Below are 13,145 nucleotides of genomic sequence, written 5' to 3'. Positions count from 1 at the left end.
CCTCCTGCCCCAGCCCGCCGGCTGATCCTCAGTTCAGCACCCCGGCTGAATACGTACCCATGTGCTGCGCCACAGCTTCGCCACCCACATGCTCCAGGCCGGCTACGACATCCGCACGGTGCAGGAACTGCTGGGCCACGCCGATGTGGCGACGACGCAGGTCTACACGCACGTGCTGAACCGCGGCGGGTTCGGCGTGCGCAGCCCGCTCGACGCGATCTGAACGGAACCGTGGCCGCGCGAGGAAGCGCGCCTGTCTGTCCGACGGCGCCGCGGCGGCCTGTCAGTGGATCGGCGGCTGGTCCTGACCCGGCTCGCCGGCCTCGTCGTCCTCGTCGGTTCCGGCGCTCTCCTGCAGGCGCACCCGCATCTCCATCTCCGCTGCTTCGGCAGGCTCCATCACGCCGGAGGCCTCCTCCCACAGCTCGCCGGCGAGGTCCCGCGCGGTCGCTTCATCCAGCTCGGGCACCAGTTCGCGCAGCCGGGCGGCGCATTCGTCGATCCAGTCGTCTTGCGGCGTGGGCATCGATCTCGCTTTCTTGGGTCAAAGGGTGGAGGGGGCGGCGCCGGCCCGCAGGCGCACCGCCGGACCCCATTCTGGCCGCAGGCGCATTTCCGCGCGGTGACGCTTGCGCCGCCCGGCGCGGGCACATCGCATGCCCGTTTCCCTGCCTGCGTGCCCGCAGAGGGGCTGCGCGCCCCGGCAATGCGGCGGCGCCACATAGAATTCGCCGCAAACCGTGCGCGAATGCGCATCTTTCTGCCCGCCCGGGCGTCGCATGCGCGGCCCGGGCCGATCGCCACAGCGGCCAGCCGTCGCGTACACCGGCCGGCGCCGCCCCAGGACCCGGCCACCTTCGATGAGCACTCCGAACCCGCCCGAAAAACCTTCCTTCATGCGCCGCGTCTCGATGGCCTTCGGCGCCTTCTTCGGCATCCTGTCTGACGCCGACTACGCCGCGCGCATCCCCTCGCGCGACGAGGTCGCGGCGCCGCCGCCCCCCGAGCCGCCCGCGCCCGCGCCGGCCCCGGTCGTCGCGCCGCCGCCCCCGCCGCCGGTGGTACTGAAGGAGGCCACGCCCGACGCCGCGCTGCAGCTGCTCGGGCTGCTGCAGCGCGAGGCGCGGCTGATTGACTTCACGCAGGAGAACCTCTCCGGCTACTCGGACGCCGACATCGGCGTCGCCGCGCGCCTCGTGCACGAGGGCTGCCGCAAGGTGCTGCGCGAGCATTTCAGCATCGAGCCGGTGCGCACCGAGGCCGAGGGCAGCCGCGTCACGGTGCCCGAGGGCTTCGACGCGTCGGCAGTCCGGCTCACCGGCAACGTGGTCGGCAAGCCGCCCTTCACCGGTCACTTGAGCCATCGCGGCTGGCGCGTCACCGCGGTGCGCCTGCCGAAGCTGGCCGAGCGCCATGACGCCTCGGTCGTCGCCCAGGCGGAGGTGGAACTGTGATGAACGAATCCCGCTATGCCATCGGTGTCGATCTCGGCACCACCCACAGCGCGGTGTCCTGGGTGGACCTCGCGGCAAGCGACGGCGAGAAGACGCAGCACGGCGTGCTGCCGATCCCGCAGCTCACCGGCCCCGGCGCGGTGGAGCAGCCGCCGCTGCTGCCGTCCTTCCTCTACCTGCCGCATGCCGACGAGCTGGCCCCCGGCGAGCTGAGCCTGCCCTGGGGCGGGGCGGACTACGCGGTGGGCGAGATGGCGCGCAGCCGCGGCGCGACGACGCCGATCCGGCTCGTGTCGAGCGCGAAGAGCTGGCTCTGCCATCCGGGGGTGGATCGCCGCGCGGCGATCCTGCCGCCGGGCTCGCCGGCCGAGGTGCCGCACGTCTCGCCGCTGGAGGCGTCGATCCGCTACCTGGACCACCTGCGCCGGGCCTGGGACCACGCGCACCCGGACGCGCCGCTGCGCGCTCAGAACGTCACCGTGACGATCCCGGCCTCGTTCGATCCGGCCGCGCGCGAGCTGACCGCCGAGGCCGCCAAGGCCGCCGGCTACGAGCAGCTCACGCTGCTGGAGGAGCCGCAGGCCGCGCTCTACAGCTGGATCCAGAACAGCGGCGGCGCGTGGCGCAAGGAGGTCCGGCCGGGCGACATCATCCTGGTGGTGGACGTCGGCGGCGGCACCAGCGACTTCTCGCTGATCGCGGTGCACGAGCGCGAGGGCAACCTGGAGCTGCACCGCGTCGCGGTCGGCGAGCACATCCTGCTCGGCGGCGACAACATGGACCTCGCGCTCGCGCACGTCGTCGCGCGCAAGCTCGCGGCGAACGGCACGCAGCTCGACCCGACGCAGATGCGCGCGCTGACCTACGCCTGCCGCGCCGGCAAGGAGGCGCTGCTGGCCGACGCGAACGCCGGGACCTGGCCGATCGTCGTGGCCAGCCGCGGCTCGCGCCTGATCGGCGGCTCGATCCGCACCGAGCTCACGCGCGAGGAGGTCACCGCGACCATCCTCGAAGGCTTCTTCCCGCAGGTGGACGCGACGGCGCGGCCTGTGACGCGCACCCGCGCGGGCCTGACGCAGCTCGGCCTGCCCTACGCGCAGGACGCGGCGGTGACGCGCCACCTTGCCGCCTTCCTCGGGCGGCAGGTGGGCGCGCTCGCGGAGCTGGAGGGCTTCGCCGGCGCGCAGCACGCGAACGCCAGCTTCCTGCACCCGACCGCGGTGCTGTTCAACGGCGGCGTGTTCAAGTCCTCGCTGCTCGCCGAGCGCACGATGGCGACGCTCAACGGCTGGCTCGCCGCCGAGGGTGCCGCGCCGGCGCGCGCGCTCGCGGGCGCGGACCTCGACCTCGCGGTGGCGCGCGGCGCGGCCTACTACGGCCATGTGCGGCGCGGGCGCGGCGTGCGCATCCGCGGCGGCACGGCGCAGTCCTACTACGTCGCGATCGAGTCGGCGATGCCGGCGGTGCCGGGGCTGGAGCCGCCGATCCAGGCGCTGTGCGTCGCGCCCTTTGGGATGGAGGAGGGCAGCGACGCGCCGCTGCCCGAGCAGGAGTTCGGCCTCGTCGTCGGCGAGCCGGTGCACTTCCGCTTCTTCGGCTCCTCGGTGCGGCGCCAGGACCAGGTCGGCACCGTGCTCGACTTCTGGACGCCCGAGGAGCTGCAGGAGCTGGAGGAGATCCAGGCCACGCTGCCCGCCGAGGGGCGCCAGCCCGGCGAGGTGGTGCCGGTGAAGCTGCACGCCAAGGTCACCGAGGCCGGCACGCTGGAGCTCGAGGCGCTGCCCCAGTCCGGCGCGGCGGGCGGCGGCGAGCGCTGGAAGGTCGAGTTCGACGTGCGGGGCGGCGAGCAGGCGGCTTGACGGAGCGCATGAACTCCAGACAGGGCGCCGCCTTCTCCCGCCGGCCGGCCGGGGTCCCCCCGGGGGACCGCGCGCGGTGCCGCGCCGCCGGGGGACGGACATGAGCTCCCGCTACGTGGTCGGCATCGACCTCGGCACCACCAACACGGTGGTGGCCTGGGCCGACGCGCAGCAGGAGGACGCCGGCATCCGGCTGTTCGAGATCGAGCAGCTCGTCGCACCCGGCGAGGTCGCGACGCGGCCGATGCTGCCCTCGCTGCGCTACCACCCGGCGCCGGGCGAGTTCGCCGACGGCGACCTCGGGCTGCCCTGGAGCTGGCGCGATCCGGCCGGGCTGCCGCAGGCGGTGATCGGGCAGCTCGCCCGCGCGCGCGGCGCGCAGGTGCCGGGGCGGCTGGTGGCGAGCGCCAAGAGCTGGCTGTCGCACGCGGCGGTGGACCGGGGCGCGGCGATCCTGCCCTGGGGCGCCGAGGCCGAGGTGCCCAAGGTCTCGCCGGTGGCGGCGAGCGCCAGCTACCTCGCCTACGTGCGCGCCGCCTGGAACGCGCGCCACCCGGACGCGCCGCTCGAGCGCCAGCAGGTGGTGCTGACGGTGCCGGCCTCCTTCGACGAGGGCGCGCGCATGCTGACGCTGCAGGCCGCACGCGATGCGGGCCTGCCGGACGTGCGGCTGCTGGAGGAGCCGCAGGCGGCCTTCTACGACTGGCTGCACCGCCACCGCGACACGCTCGACGCGGAGCTGGCGGACACGCGCCTCGTGCTGGTGGTGGACGTCGGCGGCGGTACCACCGACCTGACGCTGATCCGCGTCGAGCCGGGCAAGGAGGGCGAGGAGGGCGCCCCGCAGCTCACCCGCATCGGCGTGGGCAACCACCTGATGCTCGGCGGCGACAACATGGACCTCGCGCTCGCGCACCTGGCCGAGCAGCGCCTCGGCGGCGGCGACGCCCCGGGCGCGCGGCTGTCGGCGAGTCGCATGTCGCAGCTGATCGAGCGCTGCCGCGCCGCGAAGGAGCAACTGCTCGCGGCCGACGCGCCGGAGCGCGCCGCGGTGACGCTGCTCGGCGCCGGCTCGCGCCTCGTCGGCGGCGCGCGCACGGTGGAGCTCGCGCGCGAGGAGGTCGAGCGCCTCGTCGTGGACGGCTTCTTCCCGCGCGTGGCGCCGACCGAGCCGGTGCGGCGCGCGCGCGCCGGGCTGGTCGAGTTCGGGCTGCCCTACGCGGCCGACGCGGCCGTGACGCGCCATGTCGGCAGCTTCCTGATGCGGCACGCGGCGGATTCGCGGCTGGCGCTGGGCCTGGGCGAGGGGGGCGCGGCGCTGCCGGTGCCGGACACGCTGCTGCTCAACGGCGGCGTGTTCCGCGCCGACGCGCTCGCGCGCCGGCTGCAGCAGACGCTGGCCGACTGGCGCGGCGCGCCGCTGCGCCTGCTGCACAACGACAACCCGGACGTCGCGGTGGCGCGCGGCGCGGTGGCCTTCTCCCTCGCGCGCCGGGGCCGTGCGCCGCGCATCGGCGGCGGCTCGGCGCGCAGCTACTTCCTGCTGCTCGACGACGTGCCCCGGGACGCCGCGGCCGGCTCGGCCGCGCGCGGCGTCTGCGTGCTGCCGCGCGGCAGCGAGGAGGGCCGCGAGCTGCGGCTGCAGGAGCGGACCTTCGCGCTGCGGCTCGGCCGCCCGGTGCGCTTCCACCTCGCGTCGACCACCGCGGGCTCCGGCTCGCAGGCCGACTACCGGCTCGGCGAGCTCGTCGCGCTCGACGAGGGCGAGTTCGTGCGCCTGCCGCCGATCGCCACCGTCGTCGCGCCGGGCGCCGCGGGCGGGCGCCGCGAGGTGCCGGTGCAGCTCGCGACCACGCTGACCGAGGTCGGCACGCTGGAGGTCGATTGCGTGGGCGTCGAGGACCCCGCGCAGCGCTGGTCGCTCGAGTTCCAGCTGCGCGGCGAGGCGGGCGAGGACGCGGCGGAGTCGGCTGCGGCCGGCGCGCCGCCCGGCTTCGGCGAGACGGTCGAGCGCATCGAGCGCGTCTTCGGCGCGCGCTCGCAGCAGGTCGCGCCCAAGGAGGTCAAGCAGCTGCGCGCGCAGCTCGAGGCGCTGCTCGGCGCGCGCGAGCGCTGGCCGACGCCGCTGCTGCGCCGGCTCTTCGACGCGCTGTGGCAGCGCGCGAAGGCGCGGCGCCGCTCGGCCGACCACGAGCGCGTCTGGCTCAACCTCGCGGGCTTCTGCCTGCGCCCCGGCTTCGGCGACCCGCTCGACGGCTGGCGCATCGAGCAGCTGTGGACGCTGTTCGAGGCCGGCGTGCAGCACGGCCACGACGCGCAGGTCGCCTCCGAATGGTGGACGCTGTGGCGCCGTGTCGCCGGCGGCCTGCCCGAGGAGGCGCAGCTGCGCCTCCTCGACGACTTCGCGTGGAACCTGCAGGGCGCCGAGGCCGGCGAGCCGCGCCCGCCCAGGCTCGTGAAGGGCGGCTTCGACGACATGATCCGCCTCGGTGCCTCGCTCGAGCGCATCCCGGCCGAGCACAAGGCCGAGATCGGCGAGTGGCTGCTCGGGCGGCTGCACAGGCCGGTGGCCGGCGCCGGGAAGGGCGAGGACGTCGACGGCCGGCTGCTGTGGGCGGTGGGCCGCATCGGCGCGCGCCAGCCCTTCTACGGCAGCGCGCACGGCGTGGTGCCGGCCGACACCGCGGCGCAGTGGCTCGAGACGCTGCTGGCGCTGGACTGGCGGCGCGTCGAGGCGGCGGCCTTCGCCGCGGCGCACCTCGCCCGCATGACGGGCGACCGCACGCGCGACATCGCGCCGGAGCTGCGCGAGCGCGTGGTGGGCAGGCTCTCCGCCGCGCACGCCGCGCCGAGCTGGATCGCGATGGTGCGCGAGGTGGTGCAGCTCGACGAGGCGACCGAGCGGCGCGTCTTCGGCGAGGCGCTGCCCCCGGGGCTGAAGCTGATCGCCTGAACGGGGACCGGCGCGGGCCGGCCGGCGCGGCGATACTGGCCGCATGGCCACCTTCCTTGTCTGTCATGGCGCTTGATCGGCCGGCTGGGCGTGGAAGAAGATGCATCCGCGGCTGCAGGCCGCCGGGCACCGGCTCGTCGCGCCGACCTGCACCGGCCTCGGCGAGCGTGCGCACCTCGCGTCGCCCGCGGTCGACCTGGAGACGCACATCGCCGACATCCTCGGCGTGCTCGAGTTCGAGGACCTGCGGGACGTGATCCTCGTCGGCCACAGCTACGGCGGCATGGTCGCGACCGGCGTCGCGCAGCGGGCGCCGGGCCGGCTGGCGCAGCTCGTCTACCTCGACGCGATGCTGCCGCGCCCCGGCCAGAGCGCCTTCGACCTGCATCCCGAGGACGTGCGCGAGCGCATGCGGGAGGCGGCGCGCAGCTCGGGCGAGGGGTGGCGCATCCCGCCGAACCCGCTGCCGCCCGACACCAGCGCCGAGGACGCGGCCTGGATCGGGCCGCGGCGCCTGCCGCAGCCGATCGGCACCTTCGAGCAGCCGCTGAGGCTCGACGGCCCGGAGCCGCAGCTGCCGCGCAGCTACGTCTACTGCCGGCGCGCCGCGCGCGGCGACTTCTTCCGCCAGTTCGCGGACCGCGTGCGCGGGGCGCCCGGCTGGCGCTCCTTCGAGATCGACGCGAGCCACAGCCCGCACGTCACCGCGCCGGACGAACTCGCGCGCTTGCTCGCCGAGATCGCCGCGACCGCGTCCTGAGGCCGGCCCCGGCGCGGGTGCCACACCGCGAACGCGGGTACCGCGGCGGCTCCAGAATCGGGATGACCGACCGACCGACCGACCGGAGGCCTGTGTCATGGATCGCTTCTCGACCTACCGCTTCCAGCTCACGTACCGGCTCCCCGGCGATGCGCCCGAGCGCGCGGCGCTCGCGAAGACGCTGGAGGGCGCCGGGGCCCGGCTGATCGACGACTGCCCCGCGGGGCCCGACCACGTCGTGATCGAGTTCAGGCAGGCCGCGGGCGACGCCTCGGTGGCCCTGATGGAGGCGCTGAGGACCGTGCGACGGCACCTCCCCGGCGCCGAGCTGGTCTCCTCCAGCCCGCTGCTGCCGGGTCACTGATCCTTCGCCGCGACGCCGGGCGGCGCACCCCGCGGCACCGGACGGTGCCTCGGCGAGGGATCCCATTGGTGCAAACCCGATTTGAAACGGCGTTTCGATTCTGCAGAATCGCCGCCTGACGACAGGTCCTTAGGCCCGCCGTGCCGGGGTGTGGACTGACGCCACGCTGAACGAACGAAACCGATGATTCGAACAGCGAGGAAGTCTCCCATGCGATCCGCACACAAGTCTGCTCTGACGGCCTGCGCCTGCGCCGTCCTCGGCTCCCTGCTCTCCGCCTGCGGCGGCGGCACGGACGACCGCGCGGCCGAGGCCGCGCGCACGCACATCGCCGGGGTGGCCGCGGGCAGCGCGCCGCTCGCCGGCGCCGAGATCCGGGTCTGCGACGCGGCCGGCGCCTCGGTCTCGGGCCGCACCGCGGCCGACGGCTCCTTCGAGCTCGACGTGAGCAGGCTGCAGGCGCCGCTGCTGGTCTTCGCGCGCACCGCGCCCTTCGCCGAGGTCAACGGCGTGCCGCAGCCGATGGGCGACACGCAGGTCTACGCGGCGCTGCTGCCGGCGCTCGGCGCGGGCGCCAGGAACGTCGCGAACGTCAACCCGCTCACCGACAAAATCGCCTCCGACGTGGCGGCGACGGACCTGAAGCTCAAGGGCTCGGTGCAGCTGGTCAACCGCTGCAACACCGCAGGCGTGACGGCGCAGACCGTCGCGGGCCGCACGGCTGAGCTGCGCGCGCTGGTGCTCGACGCGCTGCAGTCGCAGGGCGTGGCGCAGGCGGCGCAGTTCGACCCCGTGACGACGCCGATGAAGGCCGATCGCCAGGGCGTCGGCGCGGTGCTCGCGATGGTGGTTCACGGCCGCGAAGGCTTCGGCAACAGCAGCAGCAGCGAGCTCGGCGCGACGCAGCTCTTCGACCGCAACATGCAGGAGATCTCGGCCGCGAACGTGAAGCTCGATCCGGCGCTCCCGTCCTGGTCGGCGGCGGCGCGGCGCATCTTCGTCGTCGGCGACTCGACCGCGAGCAGCTACGGGCTCGACGTGGCGCCGCGCATGGGCTGGGGCCAGGTGCTCGAGCGGCGCCTGAAGGACGGCTCCGGCGCCAAGGTCGTCAACCTCGCGCAGTCGGGCCGCAGCTCGCGCAGCTTCATCAACGAGGGCTGGATGCGGGTCCTCGAGGAGCACCTGAAGCCCGGCGACTACGTGCTGGTCCAGTTCGGGCACAACGACGAGAAATGCAACCAGGGCTCGGGCCTGGACGTGCCCAACCGCTGTACCTACCCGAACGACGCGAGCGGCAGGAAGCCCTCGGGCTTCACGCTCGCCAAGCTGCCGCCCGGCACCACCGAGGACCAGATGAGCTTCCAGGGCTCGCTGGAGCGCTACGTTGCGCTGGCGCGCGCGAAGGGCGCGACGCCGGTGCTGATCACGCCAGTCACGCGCATCGTGCAGGACCGCTCGGTCACGAGCCATGTCGAGGGCAGGTTCCCGATCGCCTCGAGCACCCACGTCACCGAGGCCAAGGCCGGCGAGACCTGGGCCGCGACCGGCAACTACAGCCAGACCGTGCTCGACACCGCCGCGGCGAACGAGGTGGCCGCGGTCGACCTCGACGCGAAGAGCATCGCCTTCTTCAACTCGATCGGCACCGGCAGCGGCGGCACGCCGGGGCAGGCGGGCTGGCGCGACTACTACCTGGCGGTCGCCGACACCGCGCGCTATCCCTTCTACGGCAAGCTCACCGCCACCGGCGGCCCGGTCTCCGGGCACTTCCTGAACGGCGACCGCACGCACTTCCAGGAGCGCGGCGCGGAGGCCGTGGCGGAGCTGATCGTCGCGGAGATCAAGGCGCAGCCGGCGCGCCTGGCCGGGCTGATCGCGCTGCTGAAGTGAGCGGGCGGGCGCCCGGGCGCGGCCGGCGCGCGGCGCCGGGGGCGCTCAGGCGCCGCCGTCGCGCCGCGGGCGCCCGGGCAGGCCCTTCTGCCAGACGCGCAGCACCTCGTCCCAGGCCAGGAAGCGCGCGCCGGGCGCGGTGTCCGGGTCGCCCGAGTTGCTCGCGACGAGCTGCTCGATCAGCGCCTCCTGGGCCTCGTCGAGCTGCTCCGGGAACAGCGGCTCGACCTTCACGATGCAGTCGCCGCGCGGGCCGCCGCGCCCGCTCGGGAAGCCCTGGCCCTTGAGGCGGTAGACGAGGTGGCTGCGGTCGAGCCGCATCTGGCGCAGCCCGCCCGGCGTCGGCACCTCGGCCCAGCGGTTGGCGGCCCAGGCGAAGCCGTCCACCGGGATCTCGCAGCGCACCGTGCCGTCGGCGTCGAGCTCGAAGAACTCGTGCGGCAGCAGCTCGATGCGCAGCTCCAGCGCCTCGCCGTCGCGGCCCTCGACGTGCAGCAGGTCGCCGTCGCGCACGCCGGCCGGGATGCGCACGCGGTAGTGGTACTCGCGCGCCGGCGCCTTGCCGCTGCCGCCGCAGCTCCCGCACGGCCGGCGCCCGATGCCGCGGCCGCCGCAGGCCTCGCATTCGGCCACCGATGCGAGCCAGCCGAACCAGGCCGGCCGCTGCACCCGGCCGCTGCCCTCGCACTCGGGGCAGCCGCCCGACTGCATCGTGAAGCCCGCGGCCTCGCAATCGGGGCAGTCCTCGGTCACCTCGCCCTGCAGCTCGTGGATGCCGCCGAACGCGGCCTCCTCCAGCGTCAGCGGCACGTCCAGGTGCAGCGTGCGGGGCGGGACCTGCGCCTCGTCGTCCTCGGGGTCCTCGTCCTCCGTCTCGGGGGCCTGCTGCGCCGCGGCTTGCGCGGCCTCCGCGGCCGCGGCTTGCTCGTCGGCCTCCAGCCGCGCGCGGCGGATCTCTTCGAGCGCGCGGTTGAGGCGCTGCATCCGCTGCACCGCGTCCGGGCTGCCGTTGCGGTCCGGGTGCCAGCGCGCGGCGAGGCGGCGCCACGCGGCCTTGACCTCGGCTTCGGTCGCCCGCGGCGTCAGGCCCAGTTCGGCATAGGCGTCGTCGATGTCCAGTTCCATGTGCTGCTTGCGGGCCCGTTGCGGCGGCTCCCGGCGCACGCCCCCGGATCGGGGCGGCGGGGCCGCGGCGCATCCTAGCCGACAGGCGATGCCCGGGCGGGGCTGCGGGCCGTCCCGGCCGGCCGCCGCCGGGTTGCCGGACGAGGCACCGGGCGACGCGATGCCGGCAGGAGTGCGACACTGGCCGCCCCCTTTCACGGTGCCCCCCATGCCGCTGCTCTACACCGTCCTGCTCTGCCTCCACGTGCTCGCCGCCGCCTTCTGGGTGGGCGGCATGGCCGTCATGCACTTCGCGGTGCGACCCGCCGCGGTCGCGGCGCTCGAGCCGCCCCAGCGCCTGAGCCTGATGGCGGGCGCGCTGTCGCGCTTCTTCGCCGGGGTCGCGGCGGCCATCGTGCTGCTGCTCGCCAGCGGCGCGGCGATGATCGTGCTGGCCGGCGGCATGGGCCGCGTGCACTGGAACGTGCACGCGATGCTCGGGCTCGGCCTCGTGATGGCGGCGATCTTCGGCCACATCCGCTTCGCCTCCTACCCGCGGCTGCGCCGCGCGGTCGCGGCGCGCGAATGGCCGGCGGCGGCCGGCGCGCTGGACTCGATCCGCCGCCTCGTCGCGCTGAACCTCGGGCTCGGCACGCTCGTCTTCGTGGTGGCGCTGGTCGGCGACGCGCTGTGAGCCGTGCCGCGGCCGCCGCGCGTGGCAGGCCGCTTGCCTCGATCCTTCGAGGGGGCGCGGCCGCCTCGCGCCCCCGCATGAAAGGAATGCCATGAGCATCGGGATCAAGGTCTGGTCGGACTTCGTCTGCCCCTTCTGCATGATCGCGGAGCAGCCGCTGCTGGAGGCGGTGCGCGAGTCCGGGCTGGACGTGGAGATCGAGTGGATGCCCTTCGAGCTGCGCCCCTACCCGACGCCGACGCTGCGGCCGGAGGACGAGTACCTGCAGACCGTCTGGCCGCGCTCGGTCTACCCGCTGGCCGCGCGCCACGGCGTGGAGATCCGGCTGCCGAGCGTGTCGCCGCAGCCGCACACGGGGCTCGCCTGGGAGGGCTACCAGTTCGCGCGCGAGCACGGCCGCGGCCACGCCTACAACGACCGCGTGCTGCGGGCCTTCTTCCAGGAGGACCGGGACATCGGCGACATCGAGGTGCTGGCGCAACTCGCGGGCGAGATCGGCCTGGACGCGGACGCCTTCCGGCAGGCGCTCGCCGAGCGCCGCTACCGCGACGCGCACCAGCGCGCGCTGGGGCAGGCCCGCGAGATGGGCGTGACGGCGGTCCCGACCTTCGTGATCGAAGGCCAGCAGTTCGCGGGCGTGCAGCCCAGGGAGATGCTGCTGCGGGCGCTGCGCCATGCGGCGGGCGGGTCGGCGGAGTCGGCCCGGCCCGCGGGTTGAGGCCGGGGCGGGCCGCGTCCCGGCCCGGCTTGGCCCGGCCCGGCATCTGGCGGCGCGTCGCCGCCGCGAGGGACAATCGCGCGCTTTGAACGAACATCCAGGAGCCGGGACATGTCCACCGAAGACCGCGTCACGATCTACCACAACCCCGCCTGCGGCACCTCGCGCAACACGCTGGCGCTGATCCGCAATGCCGGCATCGAGCCGGAGGTGGTCGAGTACCTGAAGACGCCGCCGGACCGCGGGACGCTGGCCGCGCTGATCGCCGCGGCGGGCCTGCCGGTGCGCGGCGTGCTGCGCCGCAAGGGCAGTCTCTACGAGGAGCTGGGCCTCGAGGACCCGAAGTGGAGCGACGCGGAGCTGCTCGACTTCATGCTCGCGCACCCGATCCTGATCGAGCGCCCGCTCGTCGTGTCGCCGCTCGGCACGCGGCTGTGCCGTCCCTCGGAGACGGTGCTCGACATCCTGCCGCGCCCGCAGCAGGGCGCGTTCGCGAAGGAGGACGGCGAGCCGGTGGTGGACGCCGAGGGGCGGCGCGTCGGCAGGGACTGAGGTCCCGCACCGGGCGCGCCTGCCCCGCGTGCCTCACTTGCAGAGTTCCTCGCGCACGGCGCTGGTGTGCCAGCCGACCTTGTCGATCGCGGCGCGCAACTCGGGCTCGGTGCAGTCGAACTCCCTGCACCAGTACTCGATCTCGTTCGGGTCGGTCAGGTCGACCCGGCCCCGGTCGAGCGGTTCGAAAGGCTTGGTCTCGTCTACCATGGCGTCTCCTCGTTGGATGCCGTGTTGCCGGCCTCGATGACGGTACGCGGCTTCCGGGGTGCCGGCAAGAAACCTGCGAAGGCGGCCGGCATGCCCCGAGGCTCGGGCCGCGATCCCTGCTGCCCGAAGAAGAATCACCGATCACCGGAGGATGCCGATGTCGAAGAGCCCCCTGCTTCTCGCCGCCCTGGCCGTCGCCTGCACGGCGGCGGCGGCCCAGACGAGCGCCCCTGCAGGCTTTCCCGAGGATTCGGCGCCGCCGGCGGCTGCCGAGCTCCGCGAACGGCTCGGCGGCAAGGTGTTCAACGTGAAGCTGGCCGACGGCGCGAGCTGGCGCCTGGAATACAAGTCCAACGGCTATTTCTTCATCAACACGAGCCGCGGCTTCAACGACAGCGGCGAGTGGAAGGTGGAGGACGGCCGGCTCTGCAACAAGGGCCGCAGGATCGGCGAAACGTGTCACGACGTCCGCGTCAAGGGCTCCGAGCTCTACATGAAGCGGGACAACGGCGAGATCGTGCAGTTCGTCCCGCAGTCCTGAAGGTGGGGACGGGCGGCGGCCGCACGGCAGGCTGCCCGGCATCCCG

At 74.5% G+C, this 13,145-nt stretch carries 12 protein-coding genes and 2 pseudogenes; 11 read left to right on the top strand and 3 right to left on the bottom strand.

The features are described from left to right. Nucleotides 1-58: 58 nt before the first annotated feature. Nucleotides 59-223 (top strand): annotated as a pseudogene (locus D3A59_RS11880) (tyrosine-type recombinase/integrase); the annotation flags it as partial. Nucleotides 224-283: 60 nt separating this feature from the next. Here D3A59_RS11880 and D3A59_RS11875 read toward each other — a convergent pair. Next, entirely contained in the window at nucleotides 284-526 is a 243-nt protein-coding gene (locus tag D3A59_RS11875) for a hypothetical protein (protein ID WP_119155144.1), read from the bottom strand. A gap of 334 nt (nucleotides 527-860) precedes the next feature. Here D3A59_RS11875 and D3A59_RS11870 point away from each other — a divergent pair, with 334 nt between their 5' ends. From D3A59_RS11870 to D3A59_RS11845, 6 genes and pseudogenes are all read left to right on the top strand, one after another. Then, a complete protein-coding gene (locus D3A59_RS11870) occupies nucleotides 861-1,454 on the top strand; it encodes a DUF2760 domain-containing protein (RefSeq protein ID WP_119155143.1) in 594 nt (197 codons plus the stop codon). Continuing rightward, nucleotides 1,454-3,313, top strand: coding sequence for an Hsp70 family protein (locus D3A59_RS11865; RefSeq protein ID WP_119155142.1), 1,860 nt, complete (start codon nucleotides 1,454-1,456; stop codon nucleotides 3,311-3,313). Before D3A59_RS11870 ends, D3A59_RS11865 begins: the two co-directional genes overlap by 1 nt. A 100-nt stretch (nucleotides 3,314-3,413) precedes the next feature. Further along, nucleotides 3,414-6,266: an Hsp70 family protein gene (locus tag D3A59_RS11860; protein ID WP_119155141.1), complete on the top strand. Its 2,853-nt coding sequence runs from the start codon at nucleotides 3,414-3,416 to the stop codon at nucleotides 6,264-6,266. A 94-nt stretch (nucleotides 6,267-6,360) separates the two neighbouring features. Then, nucleotides 6,361-7,026, top strand: a pseudogene (locus D3A59_RS11855) (alpha/beta fold hydrolase); the annotation flags it as partial. 97 nt (nucleotides 7,027-7,123) lie between these two features. Next, nucleotides 7,124-7,390: a hypothetical protein gene (locus tag D3A59_RS11850; protein ID WP_119155139.1), complete on the top strand. Its 267-nt coding sequence runs from the start codon at nucleotides 7,124-7,126 to the stop codon at nucleotides 7,388-7,390. A gap of 210 nt (nucleotides 7,391-7,600) precedes the next feature. Continuing rightward, complete coding sequence (locus D3A59_RS11845) at nucleotides 7,601-9,280, top strand: rhamnogalacturonan acetylesterase (protein ID WP_119155138.1); 1,680 nt, start codon at nucleotides 7,601-7,603, stop codon at nucleotides 9,278-9,280. A 45-nt stretch (nucleotides 9,281-9,325) separates the two neighbouring features. Here D3A59_RS11845 and D3A59_RS11840 read toward each other — a convergent pair whose 3' ends face one another. Then, a complete protein-coding gene (locus D3A59_RS11840) occupies nucleotides 9,326-10,405 on the bottom strand; it encodes a DnaJ C-terminal domain-containing protein (protein WP_170162338.1) in 1,080 nt (359 codons plus the stop codon). Between the two features lie 208 nt (nucleotides 10,406-10,613). Here D3A59_RS11840 and D3A59_RS11835 point away from each other — a divergent pair, with 208 nt between their 5' ends. The 3 genes from D3A59_RS11835 to arsC all read left to right on the top strand — a co-directional run bounded on the left by D3A59_RS11835 (nucleotide 10,614) and on the right by arsC (nucleotide 12,348). Next, nucleotides 10,614-11,078 (top strand): DUF4149 domain-containing protein, encoded by a 465-nt coding sequence (locus D3A59_RS11835; protein WP_119155136.1) that lies wholly within the window; start codon nucleotides 10,614-10,616, stop codon nucleotides 11,076-11,078. A gap of 91 nt (nucleotides 11,079-11,169) precedes the next feature. Next, the gene (locus D3A59_RS25980) at nucleotides 11,170-11,796 is read left to right on the top strand and encodes a DsbA family oxidoreductase (RefSeq protein ID WP_119155135.1); all 627 of its coding nucleotides are present in this window, start codon (nucleotides 11,170-11,172) and stop codon (nucleotides 11,794-11,796) included. Nucleotides 11,797-11,907: 111 nt separating this feature from the next. Then, nucleotides 11,908-12,348, top strand: a complete 441-nt coding sequence (arsC, locus tag D3A59_RS25975) for an arsenate reductase (glutaredoxin) (RefSeq protein WP_119155134.1) — start codon at nucleotides 11,908-11,910, stop codon at nucleotides 12,346-12,348. Nucleotides 12,349-12,381: 33 nt separating this feature from the next. Here the strand turns inward: arsC and D3A59_RS11820 are convergent, their stop codons facing one another. Then, nucleotides 12,382-12,558: a DUF3606 domain-containing protein gene (locus D3A59_RS11820; protein ID WP_119155133.1), complete on the bottom strand. Its 177-nt coding sequence runs from the start codon at nucleotides 12,556-12,558 to the stop codon at nucleotides 12,382-12,384. A gap of 157 nt (nucleotides 12,559-12,715) precedes the next feature. On the opposite strand from D3A59_RS11820, the gene D3A59_RS11815 reads away from it, so the two are divergent. After that, nucleotides 12,716-13,099, top strand: a complete 384-nt coding sequence (locus tag D3A59_RS11815; RefSeq protein WP_157991504.1) for a hypothetical protein — start codon at nucleotides 12,716-12,718, stop codon at nucleotides 13,097-13,099. Nucleotides 13,100-13,145: the final 46 nt, after the last annotated feature.

Source organism: Caldimonas tepidiphila (assembly GCF_003569765.1).
GTDB lineage: Bacteria > Pseudomonadota > Gammaproteobacteria > Burkholderiales > Burkholderiaceae_C > Caldimonas > Caldimonas tepidiphila.
Note: the sequence above shows the minus strand (reverse complement) of the source record. Positions and strands in the feature narration are given on the sequence as shown.

What these genes read in the sequence shown, in the direction of transcription:
- D3A59_RS11875 (WP_119155144.1), bottom strand. Translation starts at nt 526, where the DNA reads ATGCCCACGCCGCAAGACGACTGGATCGACGAATGCGCCGCCCGGCTG.
- D3A59_RS11870 (WP_119155143.1), top strand. Translation starts at nt 861, where the DNA reads ATGAGCACTCCGAACCCGCCCGAAAAACCTTCCTTCATGCGCCGCGTC.
- D3A59_RS11865 (WP_119155142.1), top strand. Translation starts at nt 1,454, where the DNA reads ATGAACGAATCCCGCTATGCCATCGGTGTCGATCTCGGCACCACCCAC.
- D3A59_RS11860 (WP_119155141.1), top strand. Translation starts at nt 3,414, where the DNA reads ATGAGCTCCCGCTACGTGGTCGGCATCGACCTCGGCACCACCAACACG.
- D3A59_RS11850 (WP_119155139.1), top strand. Translation starts at nt 7,124, where the DNA reads ATGGATCGCTTCTCGACCTACCGCTTCCAGCTCACGTACCGGCTCCCC.
- D3A59_RS11845 (WP_119155138.1), top strand. Translation starts at nt 7,601, where the DNA reads ATGCGATCCGCACACAAGTCTGCTCTGACGGCCTGCGCCTGCGCCGTC.
- D3A59_RS11840 (WP_170162338.1), bottom strand. Translation starts at nt 10,405, where the DNA reads ATGGAACTGGACATCGACGACGCCTATGCCGAACTGGGCCTGACGCCG.
- D3A59_RS11835 (WP_119155136.1), top strand. Translation starts at nt 10,614, where the DNA reads ATGCCGCTGCTCTACACCGTCCTGCTCTGCCTCCACGTGCTCGCCGCC.
- D3A59_RS25980 (WP_119155135.1), top strand. Translation starts at nt 11,170, where the DNA reads ATGAGCATCGGGATCAAGGTCTGGTCGGACTTCGTCTGCCCCTTCTGC.
- arsC (WP_119155134.1), top strand. Translation starts at nt 11,908, where the DNA reads ATGTCCACCGAAGACCGCGTCACGATCTACCACAACCCCGCCTGCGGC.
- D3A59_RS11820 (WP_119155133.1), bottom strand. Translation starts at nt 12,558, where the DNA reads ATGGTAGACGAGACCAAGCCTTTCGAACCGCTCGACCGGGGCCGGGTC.
- D3A59_RS11815 (WP_157991504.1), top strand. Translation starts at nt 12,716, where the DNA reads ATGTCGAAGAGCCCCCTGCTTCTCGCCGCCCTGGCCGTCGCCTGCACG.